A 17,162-nucleotide genomic window follows, 5' to 3' on the forward strand; every position below is an offset into this window, starting at 1 on the left:
TCATGTTTAAATACGGATATTCATGCATGCACTTTACGTTAGTAAAGCCGGGATGTGTATGTCCATAAAAAAGGCATGATACGCCTTTCTTTTTATTAGAATTCGTTACTCGTAACCAGGATTTTGTTTCAGGTTGGGCGCAGTTTCCAGTTCAGCAAATGGTATGGGATAGAGTTTATCGTTAGCCTGCCAGCTACTTCCTTTTATTGCACTTAATACTTCATCGGCGCGATTGGTACGTTTTAAGTCGATCCAGCGATGCCCCCATTCGGTAAATAACTCGGTACGTCGTTCCTGTTCTATGGCCTGTAAACATTGCTCTTTGCTGATAGTGGTTGCCAATTCCGGTAAGCCGGCCCGTGTACGGATAATATTGATATCCGATATCGCTTCTTCAACCCTGTTCTGTTTGGCCCGTGCTTCAGCCCGTATCAGGTACTGTTCTGCCAACCGGAATACAACATTATATTCTTCAGGAGGAGTACCGACTGGCGAAAGGTTTAATTTGTATTTGAAAGGAAAATTATAAGTTTGTCCGTTTGCCATGACTGATCTTATCCAACTGCCCTTTCTTAGGTCACCAGTTTCAAAAGCCTTCCACAAGTGATCCGACACACTATAATTAGGCCTGCCGCTCCCCAAAGGAATAAACATAAATCCTTCTGCTGAATTCTGCCTGTTCTGTACCGGCGCCCATTGAAAAATGACCTCCCTGCTTTGTGATTTAAATACCTCACTTAAATTGTCTTCCATATGGAATTGTCCAGAGTTAATGATGTCAGAAGTAAGCTCATCTGCCCTACTCCAATTACTCAAATGCAAATTAACCCTTGCCAGCAACGCCTTTGCAGCAAAAGACGTGGGGAACCTTTTATCGTTCACTCCGGTCAAGGCATCACCGGCGGCATTTAGATCAAGCACTACTTGATTATATACCTGATCTTCCGGCGTACGCGACATAAGCATATTTACATCAGCATTGGTGCCCAGCACCAGGGGCACATCGCCAAATAAATTCACTAAATAATAATAACACAATGCGCGCACAAACTTCACCTCACCGGATAACCGAGTTTTCAATCCCGAAGTAATACTGTTCGATCTCTCCAACCCTTGTATACAAATATTGCATTGGTATATATACGCATATGCCGCCTTCCATAAATTGGAATTAATCAACGTATTATTTGAATTCAAAATATTCCCGGTAAACTGATCTTCGAAACTGAAAACCATATTTCGTACCAGTTCGTCTGAAGAAAGAGAGGGAAACAAGCTCATCCCCCCATTCAACAGGAATTTGCTATTGCTCATAATTTTAATATACAACCCGGATATCGCAGCCTGCGCCAGCGAATCGCTTGAAAAAACTTCTGGTGAAGTCATCGAATCATCGGGTTCGCCCACCTGAACCAATTTTCTACATCCCGCAGCAGTTAGCATACTGCATATTACTGCAGTACAAAAGCATACTTTATATTTTAACCACATCTTTCTCATACTAATAATTTAAAAACTGAGTTCAATACCGGCAGCTATTGTTCGCAATGGTGGCAATGTATTCAAATCACGCAATTCCGGATCAAGTCCTTTATATTTCGTAATAGTAAACAGGTTTTGGGCCTGTAGATATAACCTGCAATGTTTTATAGCAATATTCTTCATCCATAACGCCGGTAACTGCCATGACAGTTCAATATTTCTTAACCGGGCAAACGTAGCATCTTTGATAAATCCATCCGATGCTACAAATCGTTTCATAGATTCCTTTGCAATATCATTGGCGCTAGTAGTATATTGTTGTATCCCACACTGTTCCAAACATTCCGGCCAGCGATGCAATACCATTACCGGTTGGTTTACCAGTTGTGTGCCGGGAGGATAGAATGAATACATTGGATATAAATAACTACTTGCCCGTTGGTTTCTAATCTCCCAAAATATATCCAGCTGCCAGCCTTTATAATGCACATTTGTTTGCACAGAACCATACCATGCTGGATCTGTATGGCCAAGTATGCGGTAATCTTCCGGAGAACTTATTTCGCCATTGCCATCCTGATCAATAAAATCAAATAACCCTGTTGACGGATCTACTCCTTTATATTGAAAACCGGTCAAAGAAGAAAGTGACTCGCCTATCGTCAGCTTGGTTTTATAGGATGATGTGGAAAGGTTTGGAAATGCGATCAATTTATTACGCGGAATAGTCAGCATTACATTTCCACTTAATTGCCAGTGCTTATTCAGCCGGTTCTTTGTTTGCACCTGCAGTTCCCACCCGGAATTTTGTACAAGGGCCGGGGAATTTTTAGCCGCATAATTATTGAAACCGGTTATACCCGGTAACACATATGCGATCAGTTGATTACCGCTACGGTTGCGGTAATGGGCCGCCGTGATCAGTACACGGTCTTTAAACAGCCCCATTTCAATAGCCGCTTCCAGTTTACGGCTAACTTCCCAACTGTAATTACTGTCGGCCAACTGAACAGGTGTAATACCCGCCCGCCCCAGATAAGCCGAACCAATAATATCCTGCCATTTGTCGAGGTATTTATAATCACCAATCTGGTCATTACCCGTAACGCCATAACTGGCCCTTAACTTCCCAAAACTGATAAAGGGCAAGCGGTTTTTAATAAACGCCTCATTGGAGAAGATCCAGCCAAGGCCGGTTGACCAGAACGTACCTACCTGCCTGCCCGCACCAAACCGGCTGCTGCCATCGGTACGGCCGGTAAGATTGATCAGGAATTTATCAAAGAGAACGCTGTTCAACCGGGCAAAAACGCCACCGTACCGGTATTCTGTTTTTAATTCCTTATGAACCAGGTGGCCGGCAGCATGTACATTTCGTAAATGGTCATCGCCGGGAAATTGTGATGCATCAATAGTAGAAACAGTATTATGTTGTACCTGCATTGTGCTTCCCACCAAACCACTGATCCTGCCAAACCCAAAATACCTGTTATACTCCAGTTGCGGTTCGGCAATCACACTGTTATAACTTACTTTGCCAAAATAGGACAAGCCTTTCGGATCGGGCGTTGTAACCGGATTGATACTTGCCGAAGGCACAATGCTTATTTCATCGAATTGCAACCTGTTGTACCCAAGGCTTGTTTTAAAAACCAGGTTCTTTACAATGCGGTAACTAATATCAAGGTTCCCCAAAATATTGGTTGCTTTTGATTCATACTTCTTATTCAATAAAGCCAGCGGATTGTTGAATGAAAGCGTACCCTGCTGCCAGTTAAACTTACCCGCCGAATCGTATAATACCGGCGTATGAGGCACCAGGTCTTTTATCAGCGCTGTGAGATCATTCTGTATCGACCAGTTTTTATCTCTAAGCCCGATTACCGATAATGTAACATTGAAGCCCGAATCCCTGCTTTGGTAATGAAGGTTAACATGCCCGGATAACCGCTCATTCTTCAGATCACCGGGGAAAACCGTTGTTTCGCGGTGATAGCCTGAACCCAGATAATATTGCAACCGGTCACCGCCGCCTGATAAAGAGAACTGAACGTTATTGGTTACCGCTTGCCCGCCAATAAGCATTTCTTTGAAATCGGTATTCCGGGTAGTATCCCAGTCTATAAGGTCAGGCGCATTTTTTGTATCCACTACCAACCCATCATTCTTCAATGCTTCATTACGCATCAGCACATACTGTTGCGTATTCATCATCTCGGGGTACCGGGTTATTCTGCCAACACCGGTTCTCACATTCAGGTTAAAGACCGGCGTCCCGATCTTTCCTTTTTTGGTGGTGATCAGTATTACCCCATTAGAACCGCGGCTGCCATAAATAGCCGTAGCATCGGCGTCTTTCAAAATTTCGATGTGATCGATATCGCCAATATTAATAAAGGAGAAAGGACTTCGGCCCGATTCCCCAAATATCGAACCGGATGTAACGCCAATGATGGGATAGTTATTGGGCGCATAAGGAACGCCATCTATAATAAACAGGGGATCGTTGGGCGGTAAACTGCCGGGCACAATGCCAATGGAACTTTGCCCGCGTAACTGAACCTTATAGGTAGACCCCGACAGGCCATTGCTTTGGGTGATCAGCAAACCCGGCACCCGCCCCTGCAAAGTACCCAGCGGATCGCTTACCGGCTGCCGGGCAATATCTTTATGATCTATTTTATAAATGGAGCCGGTATTGTACCGTTTTGACGTTTTCCCATACCCGGTGATAACGGTTTCATCAAGGTCTATCACCTGGTGCTTCAACCGGATGGTTACATGTGATTTTCCGTTTATAACCCTTTGCACCGGTTCATAACCCACACTGGAAAAACTCAATAATGTATTTGGCTTAACGGTAATGGAGAATTGCCCTGTATTTGAAGAGAAAGTACCTGCACTGGAACCGCTTTCCGATACTGATACATTTTCAACCGGCTCGCCGGTTTCATTTATGACCTGGCCGGTAACTGTAATCAATTCCTGCTGGTGTATCTGCGCGAAGGTTGAATCGGGGCGAACGGTGATCATATTACCAACGATGAGGTAATTTAGCCCCAGGCCTTTCAGCGCCTGCAGCATCACCTCGTCGATGGTCCCGTTTTTTACGTGTACTGTAACACGATCGGCATGTTGTACAAATTCAGTCCTGTATGCGAAATAATATTTACCATACTTTTCAATCTGCTTCATTACTTTCTTCAATGGAACATTATCCACCGATATAGTATAGGTTTGTGATTGCGCATAAACCGGAACACACGCCACCATACAAAGCATTAACAAGATTCTAGTCATGTCCTACTCTTTGTGATTAGCATTACGCTAATATTACACTAAATAAAAACCAATACACCGGTTATAACCGGTTTGCATAATTCATATCGCATCGGTACACTCAGCACTTCTACCCCTAACTACACTTTATTGAGAAACAATTATCTTACGTCCTTCAACTGTAAACTGTACCCCGCCCGACAACTCAATTACCCGTAACACCTGGTCAAGCGTTGATTGCCGGGTCAGCGTGAGCGTATAATGACCATCAACCCTGTCCGCAAACTCCACATCGTAATCATAATGCCGGGCAATTTGTTGCATGATCCTTTTTATATGCTGATCGTTGAACATAAACAGGTCCTTATGCCAGGCCATCACTTCATGAATATCTGCATACTTAATTACCTCCAACCTGCCATTACCGCTTATCTGCGCCTGTTGTCCCGGTATTAGCACCGTTGTTTGCAATGCGGCACTTTCATTGCCCTTTTCCACCGGCTCGTTCACCACTCTGCCGGTGCCTGCCACCTGCAGGAACTGGTTACTGATCTTCACCTTTCCCTGCAACAACGTGGTTTTGATCACCGGTTCATCACCGTAGGCATTTATATTGAAATGAGTGCCCATTACTTCCACTTTTGCACCAATGCCGAGGCTGCCCGGTATTGAATTAACATATACTATAAACGGTTTCTTTTCAACTTTGCCCAGCGCAACAGGTTCATGGTTCACCTCAAAATATACTTCCCCGGTTATTTGAACAATGCGTTCTTTACCAATAAATGCCGTTGGGTAAGTAATGCTTGAAAAAGCATTTAACCAGGCTTTACTGCCATCGGGCAATTCCAGTACAAACTTTCTTGCCCGCGGGGTTATGAGGGTGTTATACTCCAGTTCAGGTTGTGCATTTCCGGTTGACCATTCATACCGTACCATATCACCACGCTTAAATATAGCCGACCGGTACTGTAAAGCGATATGGCCGTCAACCGCACTATCAAGGTATACCACATCACCGTTAGCCAGTTTCAGTTGAACGCGGTGCAGATCCGGCGCTTTATTATCGTTTATAGCCGACCCCCGCTGTTGAACCAATTCATTCTTTTTATATCTGTCTTTTTGTTTATTGAAAATTGAATTCAAGGCAACCGCGGTAAACAGCAAACACATTACAATGCCTGCATATCCCAGGGCTTTTATAAAACGTTTTCTTCGTTGATCCGGAAACAGCGGCCGCACTTTTCCGCCCGTTTCGGTTATGGATAAACTGTTATATAATTCAACCATGTTATCATAACCCGGACCACTCAACCTTTCAAACAGCAATTGGTTCTCCCCGCAAAGGTTACACCATGCATTCAGTTCTTCATTTTCCTGCACGCTTAATGTATTCCTACGGTGTTTGATAATGAGTTCAGCAATATGTTTATGGGTAGCCACGGCGAAGGGTTTGGTAAACAAAATGATTAACCGTTAGATATAACTAATTACCATACGTGTAAATACAAAATCATCATTCGCATACATCCATTGGTAAAATCGGGAAATCAACCTTCATGTTTGAGCTGCCTGATTAGTAATCAGTGCCACCTTTCAGAATTACTAATTGAGGTTTAACCAGTGGTATCTAAGCCATAAGCCGCAGTAAACATATTGTACGGTATAACAATGACTTGAAATACATGTTATAAAGGACAAGGCAGATTGCATAGATCTGAGGGATATAGAATTATTGGCAATCTCAGTTCGCTATTGGCTGGGGCTGCACGGGGAACGTTATGTGCAAGCATATACGAAAGTAGTAAAAAGAATTCTGAATGGTAAAAAAAAATGAGGGCTTGCAATAAAGGTGACCGTTTTCCGGTATAGGCACGTTAAAGGGCAGCTCCTGATCAAAGGTCTTTCAGTAATGTGGAACCTTTTAACTTGTCAACCCGTCAACACGTCAACCCGTCAACCCGTTAACTTATTAACCTGTCAACCAGTACTCATATGTAATCCCCTGTCAGTAACAGTCATTTCGAACCCCGGGGCGGGTATACCGGCCTTCATCCCTTTCGTTTTCCTTAACTTGCGCGCAAAATTCGTACATGGCCACAGATATCAAATGCCCCAGTTGCGGACACAAGTTTGCCATAGAAGATGCTGTTTCTGAAGAATATAAGAAGAAGTTGCGGGAGCAAATGCTGGTTTTTGTAAAACAGAAAGAAGATGATTTTGCCCGGCGCGAAAAAGACCTGATCGCTCAGGCCCAACATAAAGAAGCAGAGTTTGCCAAAAAGTTGCAGGATGAAACCACCCGCATTCAGCAATCTGTTGAAGTGAACCTTCGCAAAACCATTTCAGCAGATTTCGAGACCAAAATGCAAATGCTGCTGCAAACCAATAAAGACCAGGAGAACAAACTGGTGCAGGCCCGGCAAAAAGAACTGGAATTCCTGCAAAAAGAGCAGGCCCTTAAAAACAAAGAGGCCGAGCTGGAGCTTTCGGTTCAACGTAAACTGCAGGAAGAACGCGTAAAGCTGTCGGAAGAATTGCGCAAACTCGAAGAACAGAAAACAGCTGCCCGGGAAACCGAATACCAGTTCCGGTTACGCGAACTGGAAAAACAGCTCGACGACCAGAAAAAACTGGCCGAAGAAATGCGCCGCAAAGCCGAGCAGGGTTCCATGCAATTACAGGGCGAGGTACAGGAACTTATCCTGGAAGAAATGCTCAAAGCCACTTTCCCCTTCGACCTTGTGAGTGAAGTAGGGAAAGGCGTGCGCGGGGCCGACTGTATCCTCATCATTCGCAATAACCTGGGACAGGAATGCGGAAAGATCATTTTTGAAAGCAAACGCACCAAACATTTCGATAAGAACTGGATCGAAAAACTAAAGGCCGATATGCGCAGCACCTCGGCCGATATAGGGGTTATTGTAACCCAGGCCCTGCCCGACCAGGTGAATACGTTCGGCCAGCTCGACGGCATCTGGATCTGCTCTTTCAGCGATGCGCTGGCATTGGTGCATGTGCTGCGCGATGGGATCCTCAAGATCTTTATGGCCACCAAAACACAGGAAAACCGGGGCGACAAAATGAATATGTTGTATTCCTATTTAACCAGCAATGAGTTCGGTGAACAGTGGAGCGCTATTCGCGAAGGGTTCAGGGCCATGAAACAATCCCTGCAAAAGGAACGCGATGCCATGGAAAAGCTTTGGAAGATGCGCGAAAAGCAACTGGAAAAAGTACTGCTCAACGCGGCCCATATCAAGGGCTCCATTGAAGGCATCGCCGGCAACGACAATATTCAACTGGACCTGATCGATGATGCAGATGCTTTGTTGGTGGATGAATGACCGTTAATATCAGAAGCCAGCCTACTTACAACTTAAAACCTACAACTTAAAACTTCCAACTACCCTCCCGTGATCACCCAGGCAAGCGCCACCTGATCGAAGATCCTGGCCTCTACCGTTAAGGGAATGGGTTCCTGTTTTTTGAACACGAACGGCAGTACAATGGTTTCGTCGGCCTTGAAGGTGATGGGCCCCGATAACTGCATGTGCTGCCTGAAATCAAGTTCCCCATGGCCATACCATTTATAAATGGCCTCTTTGGCGCTCCATAATACAGTAGTGAGCTCGAGGTGCATTTTGGTGAGGTGCAGCCAGTCGTTCAGGAACACCTTTTCGTTGTGATGCAGGAATTTATGTGAAATAGCTACTATACGTGGCGATACCAGTTCAATATCGACCCCCACCCTGCTGGTGCTGCTCACAATAGCTGCAGCGAAATTACCGCCATGGGAAATGGAAAAATGGTACTGCTCGCGCTCCAGGAATGGTTTACGGGTGTCGGCTACCAGTATCTCTTCCAGCGGAAAATCTTCAAACAGGGTCGGCAGCAGGAACCGGCCTGCCAGGTGCTGCAACCGTTTATATGGGTGAGATACTCCCTTTTTAAGGGGTACTTTTTCGAGGTAAAATGCTTCGGGCTCTTCTATTCGCCAGATGCCCAATTTTGTATGTACGTTAATATTATGTGTATAAAACAATGCCACAGTAGCGTTTTAGATTTTACATTGCACCAATTTTCGGGCCGCAGCAAAAAGCCTGTTAATCAACAATCAAATATAAACTAATCACATCACATGATCTTGTCGGATAAACGCATACTGGAAGAAATTGAGAAAGGCAGCATCCGCATTGAACCCTATAAACGTGAATGCCTGGGCAGTAATAGTTACGATGTGCACCTTGGCAAATACCTGGCTACCTACCGGGAGCATATTCTGGATGCCAAAAAACATAATGAAATTGAGTATTTCGAAATACCTGAAGACGGTTTTGTGCTGTACCCCCATGTGTTTTACCTGGGCGTAACGGCAGAATATACCGAAACCCACGCCCATGTGCCTTTCCTGGAAGGAAAATCATCTACCGGCCGCCTCGGTATCGACATTCATGCCACCGCCGGCAAGGGCGATGTTGGTTTTTGCGGCAACTGGACGCTGGAGATCTCGGTAAAACAACCGGTAAAAGTGTACAAAGGCATGCCCATCGGACAACTCATCTATTTCCCGGTAGAAGGGGAAATTGCCGTTAAATACAATGAAAAGAAAAACGCCAAATACAGCGGTCAGCCCGATAAACCGGTTGAAAGCATGATGTGGAAGAATAAATTCTAATGTGCTGATTTGCTAATGTGCTGATGTGCTAATGAATACAGGTAATGAGGATGGATGCTTCGCGGGAGCTTTGCGAATTTAAAGACTGCCAGCGCCTGAATATATTAGCACATTAGCTAATTATCACATTAACACATTTGAACCTCCCCGGTACAAATAAATCAATTCAACAAACACTTTTTTATATAGCAGCTGGCCCATATTTCTTATAATAAGCCACCAACCACGCCACCACTTCATTGTAACTTAATTTTCCGCCTGGCTGGTTATTGGCTTTGAGGTATTCCCCATACAAAAGATCGATGACCGCCTCTATGGGGTTACGGTATTTTTTCACGAACTCCCTTAATTCGCGGTAATCGGCTTTGATACCTGCAGGCAATTGCGCATCGAGCTTCTTGGCTGCCATCGAATCCTGCGCAAACAGGTAATATCTTGAATAGCTGTAAAGGTCAAAATAAACCGAATACCTGAACAATGCATCCTTTGATGATTTGGCTGAAAGATACCCGGCAAAATTGGCTTCGTTCTCCTTTGCATATCCCAACTGGTGGCCTATTTCATGACAGGTGGTAAACGGTTGAATAAACAGCGGCACCGTTGTATTCACCTGCGCTTCACCGCTAAACGGATTATAATAACCCGTATACCCAAGGTAATTGCCGAGATAACTGTATAACGAAGGTTTTACCGACCGGAATGAATAGGTAAAATCCGCCTCACTGCGGGCCAGTTGATCATATGCCGAAACAGCGCCATCGAATAAATTCCTTTTGCGTGATATCGCTTCGCGGTTTACCCGGGAAGCGGAATCGAGCGCATTCAACCGGAACACGATCTGTTCCATCAGCTTTATCAGGTCTTCTTTTGAATAGCGTTGAACGTTCAGCTCTAACTGGTAGGCCACCCCGCGACGGTTGTAATTCAAACCCCATAATAAATTGAACGATACATACACTATTACCACAACAAAGGCGGTTTGCAACAGGGCATACCGCCAGTATTTTTTACTGGTTTGCCTTTTTAAAACACGCCTCACCGTATGATACAGTTTGTATATCAGCCATACGATCACCGATCCGTAAAGTATATCGCCCACACTAAATGGCAGCCAGCCGAAAATGATACGTTGTAATTTAGAAACAACCGGATAGATCCCTTCAGCATAATATTTTTCCACCGCATCGGGGAATAATGAAAAGATTTTAATACAAATAGCCAGACCTAATAATACTAACCAGGCTGTTTTTTTCCTCCACATAAATTGTTAATTAGCTAATTTGCTAATGTGATAATATGCTAATGCTTCAAGATCGGGCAGCTCCTATAAAGCGAAGCTTACGCGGAAGCATTCATAGTAGCCTGTATTTCATTAGCACAACTTGTCCCGGCTTTAGTCGGGATTAGCAAATTAGCACATTATCGCATTATTCTTTAAATTCACAATAACAATACTACTATGAAAAGTTTATTTTTTGTTGTGGGTATGTTCATAACCTGGTCTGTACGTGCGCAAAACTACCCGTTTGCACAGGAATTTGTACCGGGAACCATTATATTAAACGATGCTACCCAAAAAAAGGGACTGATAAAATGGTTCCCTTCGCCCTATGAAAAACTCCGGTTCAAACAGGATGTGGAACAGGAGGAAAAATTCGATGTTACCGATCTGCAGGGGTTCTCTACCGATAGCCTGCATTTCAAAACACTTACCAACCTGGAAGTATATGGAGAAGAATTTACTTCACGCAACAGGTTATCGGTGCTAAAACAATCGTTCGCCCAGGTTATTTATACCGGCAAGATCAATATTTACTACGTGCTCTATTATGGATACGATGCGCGGCGTGGGGGCATTACCACTTTCCCCAATATCATTTTTGAAAAGACCCGGGCCGAAAGGCAGGAGTATGCAGCATTTCCTGTTTTAACAAAAATGAATGAAAAGAAGTACGAACAGGCCAAACAGAACCTTTATCCTTTCTTTTCCGACTTCCCGCCCATTCTTGAAAAACTGAAAAAATACCATCAGCAAAACAATATCATTTCTCTGGTAGAATTCATTAAACAAATTCCGGATACTACAAATGAATAATGAAATTTTTGAATCGGTTGACCATTACATCGGTAATTTGCTTGGCCATGAAGATGAAGCACTGATCGCTGCCACCAGGTCGTTGAAAGAAGCCGGTATGCCGGCTATCAGCATCTCCCCCAACCAGGGTAAATTCCTACAGATACTAGCGTTGTTATGCAATGCCAAAAACATACTTGAACTGGGCACCCTGGCTGGCTACAGCACCATCTGGATGGCCCGCGCTTTACCGAAAGACGGCAGGCTGATAACACTCGAATATGATCCCAAGCATGCGGCAGTAGCACAAAAGAACATTGAACGGGCAGGCCTGGCTGAACAGGTGCAGATTAAAACAGGCAGGGCACTGGATATACTTCCCCAGTTGCATGCCGAAGGCGCCGGCCCTTTCGATATGATCTTTATTGATGCCGATAAACCGCCATATGCCGATTACTTTGAATGGGCGCTTAAGTTATCGCGTTCCGGTACCCTTATCGTTGCCGACAATGTGATACGCGAGGGTAAAGTACTGGATGAGAACAGCACCGAGGCAGCCGTGAACGGTGCCCAACGCTTCAATAAAATGCTGGGCGCCAATACCGCCGTTACCGCCACCATTCTTCAAATGGTTGGCGTAAAGGAGTACGATGGAATGGCGCTTGCAATAGTGAAGTAATGTGATAATTCGATAATGTGATAATGGAATACAAAAGAAGGAAATACTAAAAAAATCAGCATACTGAATACAAAGGCAGGAATCATGAATAACAGAGGGCCTTTCACAGCCTGCCCCGATGGAGTCGGGGTTTGCCGATCACAACTCATTATAAAACTACATGGATAATATAAACATCGAATTTAACCGCAACGAAGACATAATGAAACGGGCGCTTAGCGAAATGCAACAACGTTTTGCACAGGTAGCCCTGGGCGGTGGTAAAAAAGCGATTGCCAAACAGAAAGAAAAAAACAAATTAACGGCGCGTGAGCGCATTAGTTATCTGCTCGATGCCGACACCCCTTTCATAGAGATCGGGGCTTTTGCCGGTTGGGAAATGTATGAAGAACAGGGTGGTTGTCCGTCGGCCGGAACGGTTGCCGGTATAGGCTATGTAAGCGGCCGCCAGTGCGTAATTCTCGCCAACGATCAAACCGTAAAGGCAGGCGCCTGGTTCCCCATCACCGGAAAAAAGAATCTGCGTTTACAGGAGATTGCCATGGAGAACCGTTTGCCGGTAATCTACCTGGTTGATAGCGCTGGCGTTTTCTTACCCATGCAGGATGAGATCTTCCCCGATAAAGAACATTTTGGCAGAATATTCAGGAACAATGCCCGCATGAGCGCCATGGGTATCACCCAAATTGCAGCGGTAATGGGCGCCTGTGTGGCAGGCGGCGCTTACCTGCCCATCATGAGCGATGAAACGCTGATGGTGGAAGGCAATGGTTCAATTTTTCTCGCAGGTCCTTACCTCGTTAAGGCGGCCATTGGCGAAACCATCGATACCGAAGCATTGGGCGGCGCCGTTACGCACAACGCCATCAGCGGTATTGCCGACTATAAATTCAAAACCGAACAGGAGTGCCTCGACCAGGTAAAAAAGATCATGTCGAAACTGGGACATCCTACCAAAGCCGGCTTCGATCGCATAAAACCAAAAGCGCCTAAAAAAGAGGCGCAGAATATTTACGGTATTCTACCCGCCGATGCTACCCGCCCCTACGATATGCTGCAGATCATTGAGCAAATTGTCGACGATTCGGCATTCGAACCCTTTAAACAGGATTACGGTAAAACCATCCTTTGCGGTTATGCCCGCATCGATGGCTGGGCGGTAGGCATTGTGGCCAACCAACGCACCATGGTAAAAAGCGCCAAAGGAGAAATGCAAATGGGCGGCGTTATTTATAACGACAGCGCCGATAAAGCCGCCCGTTTTATCATGAACTGCAATCAGAAGAAAATTCCGCTGGTGTTCCTGCAGGATGTTACCGGTTTTATGGTAGGCTCGCGCAGTGAACATTCAGGCATAATAAAAGATGGCGCTAAAATGGTGAATGCCGTGGCCAATTCGGTAGTGCCAAAGATCACCGTCATCGTAGGCAATTCCTACGGCGCCGGTAATTACGCCATGTGTGGTAAGGCTTATGACCCGCGTTTCATTTATGCCTGGCCCAGTGCAAAGATCGCCGTTATGGGTGGCGAACAGGCGGCCAAAACACTTTTACAGATCCAGGTAAGCGCCATGAAGGCCAAAGGCAGCGAGGTATCGCCCGAAGAAGAACAAAAGCTTTTGAACGATATAAAAGGCCGGTACGAAAAACAAACGACCCCTTATTATGCAGCAGCACGCCTGTGGGTTGATGCGATAATCGATCCGGCACAAACAAGACAGATCATTTCTGAGAGTTTGACAGCAGCCAATAACAATCCCGATCTTCCACCTTTTAATACGGGTGTCATTCAGGTATAGTATCTTGCCGGCTGAACCAAAAATCTGTATTCATTTTGGCTACTACTGCGAACAAAGAACTCGTTATATATACTGATGGTGCATCGCGCGGCAACCCCGGCCCCGGGGGCTATGGGGCTATTTTACAATGGGGCGGCAGCCGTAAAGAACTATCGGCCGGTTTTCGCCGCACTACCAACAACCGAATGGAATTGATGGCGGTGATCGCCGCCCTGGAAGCCCTTAACCGCGAAGGGCTGAAGATCACTATTTACTCAGATAGCCAGTACGTAGTAAAAGCCGTTATGGAAGGCTGGCTGAATAACTGGATCAAAACAGATTTCAAAGGGGGCAAAAAGAACAAAGACCTCTGGACCCGCTTTTACAGGTTGATGCAGAAACATCAACTAAAGTTCGTTTGGGTAAAAGGCCATGCCGACAACCCTTTCAATAACCGCTGCGACCAACTGGCCACCGCCGCCGCCGATGGCGGTAACCTGCAGGAAGATGCAGGTTTTGGAAAAGAAGATCTGTAATTTCTAAATTACCTGTTACATTTTTTGCCTTTTTAATAAAATACCCTCCACCCGGAGGGTATTCTGTTTTTGCCCGAACTCAAAGGGTTCCCGGGCTGGCCTTCTTTGGGTTTGATTTTATTTAAGCGCAAACCAACCCCACACCAAACGCAGACCAAGCCCAGACAAACCCCAGGCAATTGTTTGGGTTGGTATGTGTTTGATACGTGGTACAGGTATGCTATATGTATGTTTAATTACAATAAAGTATGGAAAAAGCCAGGCCCAAACCTTACTGATCCTTAAGAGCAGGGCAATAAAAAAAGCCATCCCGACAGATCGGAATGGCTCTCAATATGATTAGTTGGAAAAACCTAGGCGGCAACAACCGGCTTTTGAACCCGGCGGTTGATGAGGTACCAGCCACCGAACAAGGCGGCGCTGAATAAAACGCAGCTTATCAATCCGTTATAATAGAATGGTAAACCGGCCACATAACAGGTAACCAGTCCGGCCCCGGTTTTAGGATACATATCGTACCCGCCTACGCCAGCCCAGGTAAGGAAATTGCTCACCAGGAAAAAATAGGTTGGTGCGGCCAGTGATACCAGCAGCACGTTTACCACCCGCACTTTTTTGATCAAAAAGCCAAACATCACAACGGAAGCATACAGCAGGTAATTGATCCATTGATCGGGATAGAAACCATAAATGGAAGATAAACCGGCATTGTATAAAACCTGGTACAACAGGTCGGAAATGAACATGGAAACCAGCGGTAACACTAAAGCCACTTTTTTATCCTTTATGATCGCGCCGCTGAACAGGGCCAGCGCCAGCTGCGGTTCAAACCCAAATGGACGGCCGGGAATAACGCGGTACAAAGCGGCCACTACGACCATTACTATCAGCGACCAGATGATTGATTTGTTGATTTTCATATCTATAGAATAATAACAAAGTTAATTTAAAATATAAACATTGCAAGACCTTCAAGGTGAGCCACGTTATCCTGAATTGTCGAAAGCAAAAGTGGCACATCGCCTTACCATCAATGCGGTACAGTTGCGTTGAACATCACCGTATGCTGCGATGGGGTCAATTCAAACGAAGCGCCGGCGGTAGCCAGGAGCGTTTCGCCGCTGCCCAATGAAATTTCATTGTTGCCATCGCTGGCCGATACCGCCCCTTCATACACAAACAATATTTCGGCAGTAGCAGCTGTGAGCGTTACGGGCGAACCCGCCTTCAACGTAAGCCGGTGCAGTTCGAAATCGGCAGCCGGCGTAGGGAACACGGTTTCGCCAATAACCGGTCCATCGGTGCCTTTTAAAATATCGGGAATAACCGGCTCAAATTTCGTGTGATGCATAAGCTCCGGTACATCGATGTATTTATTGGTCAGTCCGCCCCGCAATACGTTATCGCTATTGGCCATCAGCTCCATGTTCTGTCCTTCGAGATAAGCATGCGGAATACCGGCATCCTGAAAAATGGCTTCACCGGGTTTCAGGTTCACCAGGTTGAACAGGTAGATGGAGAAGATACCGCGATCGAGCTTATTGGGTTCGCAAAAAGTTTTAGCAGCGCGCGCCGCCCAGAAATCTTCCTGGCTCCGGTTTAAAAATCCTTTTTCGTATAGAGGAACAATGCGATCGAGCAGGGGTTGCAGATGCTCATCCACTTCATGCTGGTCCATGGTCATTACCATTTCATACAACGCATGATAGTTCTTTCCATCAAATACCGGTACCAGGAACTGCAGTTCGGGTGTTTGCATCAGGATGGTCACCAGTGCCTGTGGGGCTTTAAAGCCATGCAGCAGCCAGAAATCGCTCAATGCAAGCATTAATTCGGGCTTATGGTTATCGTCTTTGTAATTACGATTGGGCGCATTCAGCGGCGTACCCTTCCGGTTCTCCGCATCAAAGGCCGATACTGCTGCCTGTTTGGTAGGGTGCACCTGTATCGACAACATATCTTTTACATCGAGCACCTTGAACAAATACGGCAGGCGGCCGAAACGCTCATTAACCGCTTTTCCCAATATGCCGGCTGCATCCTGTTTTACGAAGGCATTCAGCGGTTGCAGGCTACCGTCAGGCAGCACCACTTCCGATGGCACGTTATCATGCGCACCCATCCAGTATTCGGCAAAAGGTTTCTTATCGTTGTTGGGCAAATGCAACAGGGCAGGAATAAAATCCGTTCCACCCCAGGTATAATGTTGAACCTTGCCTTGTAATTTGAATATTTTAGTATTGTTCGCCATATATCTTCAGTAATTTGCAATGATACAAAAATGCAATGAGCTATCAGCATCATGATACCGGTAAAAAAGGGGAAGACATGGCTGTTGATTATCTGCAACAACAGCGTTTCACTATTTTACATCGCAACTGGCGTTATGCGCGGTATGAGATCGATGTTATTGCTTCGCGCGATGACCTGCTGCACATAATAGAGGTAAAAACGAGGTGCAGCCTGCTGTTCGGCCATCCCGAAGAAAGCGTTTCAAAAAAGAAAATAAACAATATGCTTCACAGCGCCAGGGCATATATGAACAAAAACCCGCAATGGCGGCAGGTGCAGTTGAATATATTATCCATTACCATGCTGCCGGGGCAGCCGGTTGAATTCTTTTTTATTGAGGATGTTTATTTATGAGTGCTGAAATA

Annotated in this window: 14 protein-coding genes; 7 read left to right on the forward strand and 7 right to left on the reverse strand. The window is 45.4% G+C overall.

What is annotated here, in order from left to right; genetic code table 11:
- Positions 1-105: 105 nt before the first annotated feature.
- The 3 genes from A4R26_RS08575 to A4R26_RS08585 all read right to left on the reverse strand — a co-directional run bounded on the left by A4R26_RS08575 (position 106) and on the right by A4R26_RS08585 (position 6,204).
- Positions 106-1,314, reverse strand: a complete 1,209-nt coding sequence (locus A4R26_RS08575; protein WP_165760196.1) for a RagB/SusD family nutrient uptake outer membrane protein — start codon at positions 1,312-1,314, stop codon at positions 106-108.
- A gap of 195 nt (positions 1,315-1,509) precedes the next feature.
- Positions 1,510-4,782 carry a SusC/RagA family TonB-linked outer membrane protein gene (locus A4R26_RS08580; RefSeq protein WP_081163375.1) on the reverse strand — a complete coding sequence of 1,091 codons (3,273 nt, stop codon included), beginning with the start codon at positions 4,780-4,782 and terminating at the stop codon, positions 1,510-1,512.
- Between the two features lie 126 nt (positions 4,783-4,908).
- The gene (locus A4R26_RS08585; protein WP_133054597.1) at positions 4,909-6,204 is read right to left on the reverse strand and encodes a FecR family protein; all 1,296 of its coding nucleotides are present in this window, start codon (positions 6,202-6,204) and stop codon (positions 4,909-4,911) included.
- A gap of 650 nt (positions 6,205-6,854) precedes the next feature.
- Between A4R26_RS08585 and A4R26_RS08590 the strand changes: the two genes are divergently transcribed.
- On the forward strand, positions 6,855-8,108 hold the full coding sequence (locus A4R26_RS08590) for a DUF2130 domain-containing protein (RefSeq protein WP_081163377.1): 1,254 nt from the start codon (positions 6,855-6,857) through the stop codon (positions 8,106-8,108).
- Positions 8,109-8,167: 59 nt separating this feature from the next.
- On the opposite strand, the gene A4R26_RS08595 is transcribed toward A4R26_RS08590, so the two are convergent.
- Positions 8,168-8,812: a 4'-phosphopantetheinyl transferase family protein gene (locus A4R26_RS08595; protein ID WP_081163378.1), complete on the reverse strand. Its 645-nt coding sequence runs from the start codon at positions 8,810-8,812 to the stop codon at positions 8,168-8,170.
- A 90-nt stretch (positions 8,813-8,902) separates the two neighbouring features.
- Between A4R26_RS08595 and dcd the strand changes: the two genes are divergently transcribed.
- The gene (gene dcd / locus A4R26_RS08600) at positions 8,903-9,439 is read left to right on the forward strand and encodes a dCTP deaminase (RefSeq protein ID WP_081163379.1); all 537 of its coding nucleotides are present in this window, start codon (positions 8,903-8,905) and stop codon (positions 9,437-9,439) included.
- A gap of 181 nt (positions 9,440-9,620) precedes the next feature.
- On the opposite strand, the gene A4R26_RS08605 is transcribed toward dcd, so the two are convergent.
- On the reverse strand, positions 9,621-10,700 hold the full coding sequence (locus A4R26_RS08605; RefSeq protein ID WP_081163380.1) for a DUF3810 domain-containing protein: 1,080 nt from the start codon (positions 10,698-10,700) through the stop codon (positions 9,621-9,623).
- A gap of 198 nt (positions 10,701-10,898) precedes the next feature.
- Here A4R26_RS08605 and A4R26_RS08610 point away from each other — a divergent pair, with 198 nt between their 5' ends.
- From A4R26_RS08610 to rnhA, 4 genes are all read left to right on the forward strand, one after another.
- A complete protein-coding gene (locus A4R26_RS08610) occupies positions 10,899-11,534 on the forward strand; it encodes a hypothetical protein (protein ID WP_081163381.1) in 636 nt (211 codons plus the stop codon).
- Positions 11,527-12,192 (forward strand): catechol O-methyltransferase, encoded by a 666-nt coding sequence (locus A4R26_RS08615; RefSeq protein ID WP_081163382.1) that lies wholly within the window; start codon positions 11,527-11,529, stop codon positions 12,190-12,192. Before A4R26_RS08610 ends, A4R26_RS08615 begins: the two co-directional genes overlap by 8 nt.
- A 160-nt stretch (positions 12,193-12,352) precedes the next feature.
- A complete protein-coding gene (locus tag A4R26_RS08620) occupies positions 12,353-13,990 on the forward strand; it encodes an acyl-CoA carboxylase subunit beta (RefSeq protein WP_242674866.1) in 1,638 nt (545 codons plus the stop codon).
- A gap of 35 nt (positions 13,991-14,025) precedes the next feature.
- Complete coding sequence (gene rnhA, locus A4R26_RS08625; protein ID WP_081163383.1) at positions 14,026-14,505, forward strand: ribonuclease HI; 480 nt, start codon at positions 14,026-14,028, stop codon at positions 14,503-14,505.
- 353 nt (positions 14,506-14,858) lie between these two features.
- Here the strand turns inward: rnhA and A4R26_RS08635 are convergent, their stop codons facing one another.
- Both A4R26_RS08635 and manA read right to left on the reverse strand, forming a co-directional pair.
- Entirely contained in the window at positions 14,859-15,425 is a 567-nt protein-coding gene (locus A4R26_RS08635) for a DUF6580 family putative transport protein (protein ID WP_081163385.1), read from the reverse strand.
- Positions 15,426-15,535: 110 nt separating this feature from the next.
- The gene (gene manA, locus A4R26_RS08640; protein ID WP_081163386.1) at positions 15,536-16,756 is read right to left on the reverse strand and encodes a mannose-6-phosphate isomerase, class I; all 1,221 of its coding nucleotides are present in this window, start codon (positions 16,754-16,756) and stop codon (positions 15,536-15,538) included.
- 35 nt (positions 16,757-16,791) lie between these two features.
- Here manA and A4R26_RS08645 point away from each other — a divergent pair, with 35 nt between their 5' ends.
- On the forward strand, positions 16,792-17,151 hold the full coding sequence (locus A4R26_RS08645) for a YraN family protein (protein ID WP_081163387.1): 360 nt from the start codon (positions 16,792-16,794) through the stop codon (positions 17,149-17,151).
- Positions 17,152-17,162 lie beyond the last annotated feature (11 nt).

Source organism: Niastella populi (assembly GCF_002078015.1).
Classification (GTDB): domain Bacteria; phylum Bacteroidota; class Bacteroidia; order Chitinophagales; family Chitinophagaceae; genus Niastella; species Niastella populi.

Bases quoted from the DNA above. Each gene is read 5' to 3' on its own strand.
- manA (WP_081163386.1), bottom strand. From the start codon at position 16,756: ATGGCGAACAATACTAAAATATTCAAATTACAAGGCAAGGTTCAACAT.
- A4R26_RS08620 (WP_242674866.1), top strand. From the start codon at position 12,353: ATGGATAATATAAACATCGAATTTAACCGCAACGAAGACATAATGAAA.
- A4R26_RS08590 (WP_081163377.1), top strand. From the start codon at position 6,855: ATGGCCACAGATATCAAATGCCCCAGTTGCGGACACAAGTTTGCCATA.
- A4R26_RS08635 (WP_081163385.1), bottom strand. From the start codon at position 15,425: ATGAAAATCAACAAATCAATCATCTGGTCGCTGATAGTAATGGTCGTA.
- dcd (WP_081163379.1), top strand. From the start codon at position 8,903: ATGATCTTGTCGGATAAACGCATACTGGAAGAAATTGAGAAAGGCAGC.
- A4R26_RS08645 (WP_081163387.1), top strand. From the start codon at position 16,792: ATGAGCTATCAGCATCATGATACCGGTAAAAAAGGGGAAGACATGGCT.
- A4R26_RS08610 (WP_081163381.1), top strand. From the start codon at position 10,899: ATGAAAAGTTTATTTTTTGTTGTGGGTATGTTCATAACCTGGTCTGTA.
- A4R26_RS08605 (WP_081163380.1), bottom strand. From the start codon at position 10,700: ATGTGGAGGAAAAAAACAGCCTGGTTAGTATTATTAGGTCTGGCTATT.
- A4R26_RS08575 (WP_165760196.1), bottom strand. From the start codon at position 1,314: ATGAGCAATAGCAAATTCCTGTTGAATGGGGGGATGAGCTTGTTTCCC.
- A4R26_RS08580 (WP_081163375.1), bottom strand. From the start codon at position 4,782: ATGACTAGAATCTTGTTAATGCTTTGTATGGTGGCGTGTGTTCCGGTT.
- A4R26_RS08615 (WP_081163382.1), top strand. From the start codon at position 11,527: ATGAATAATGAAATTTTTGAATCGGTTGACCATTACATCGGTAATTTG.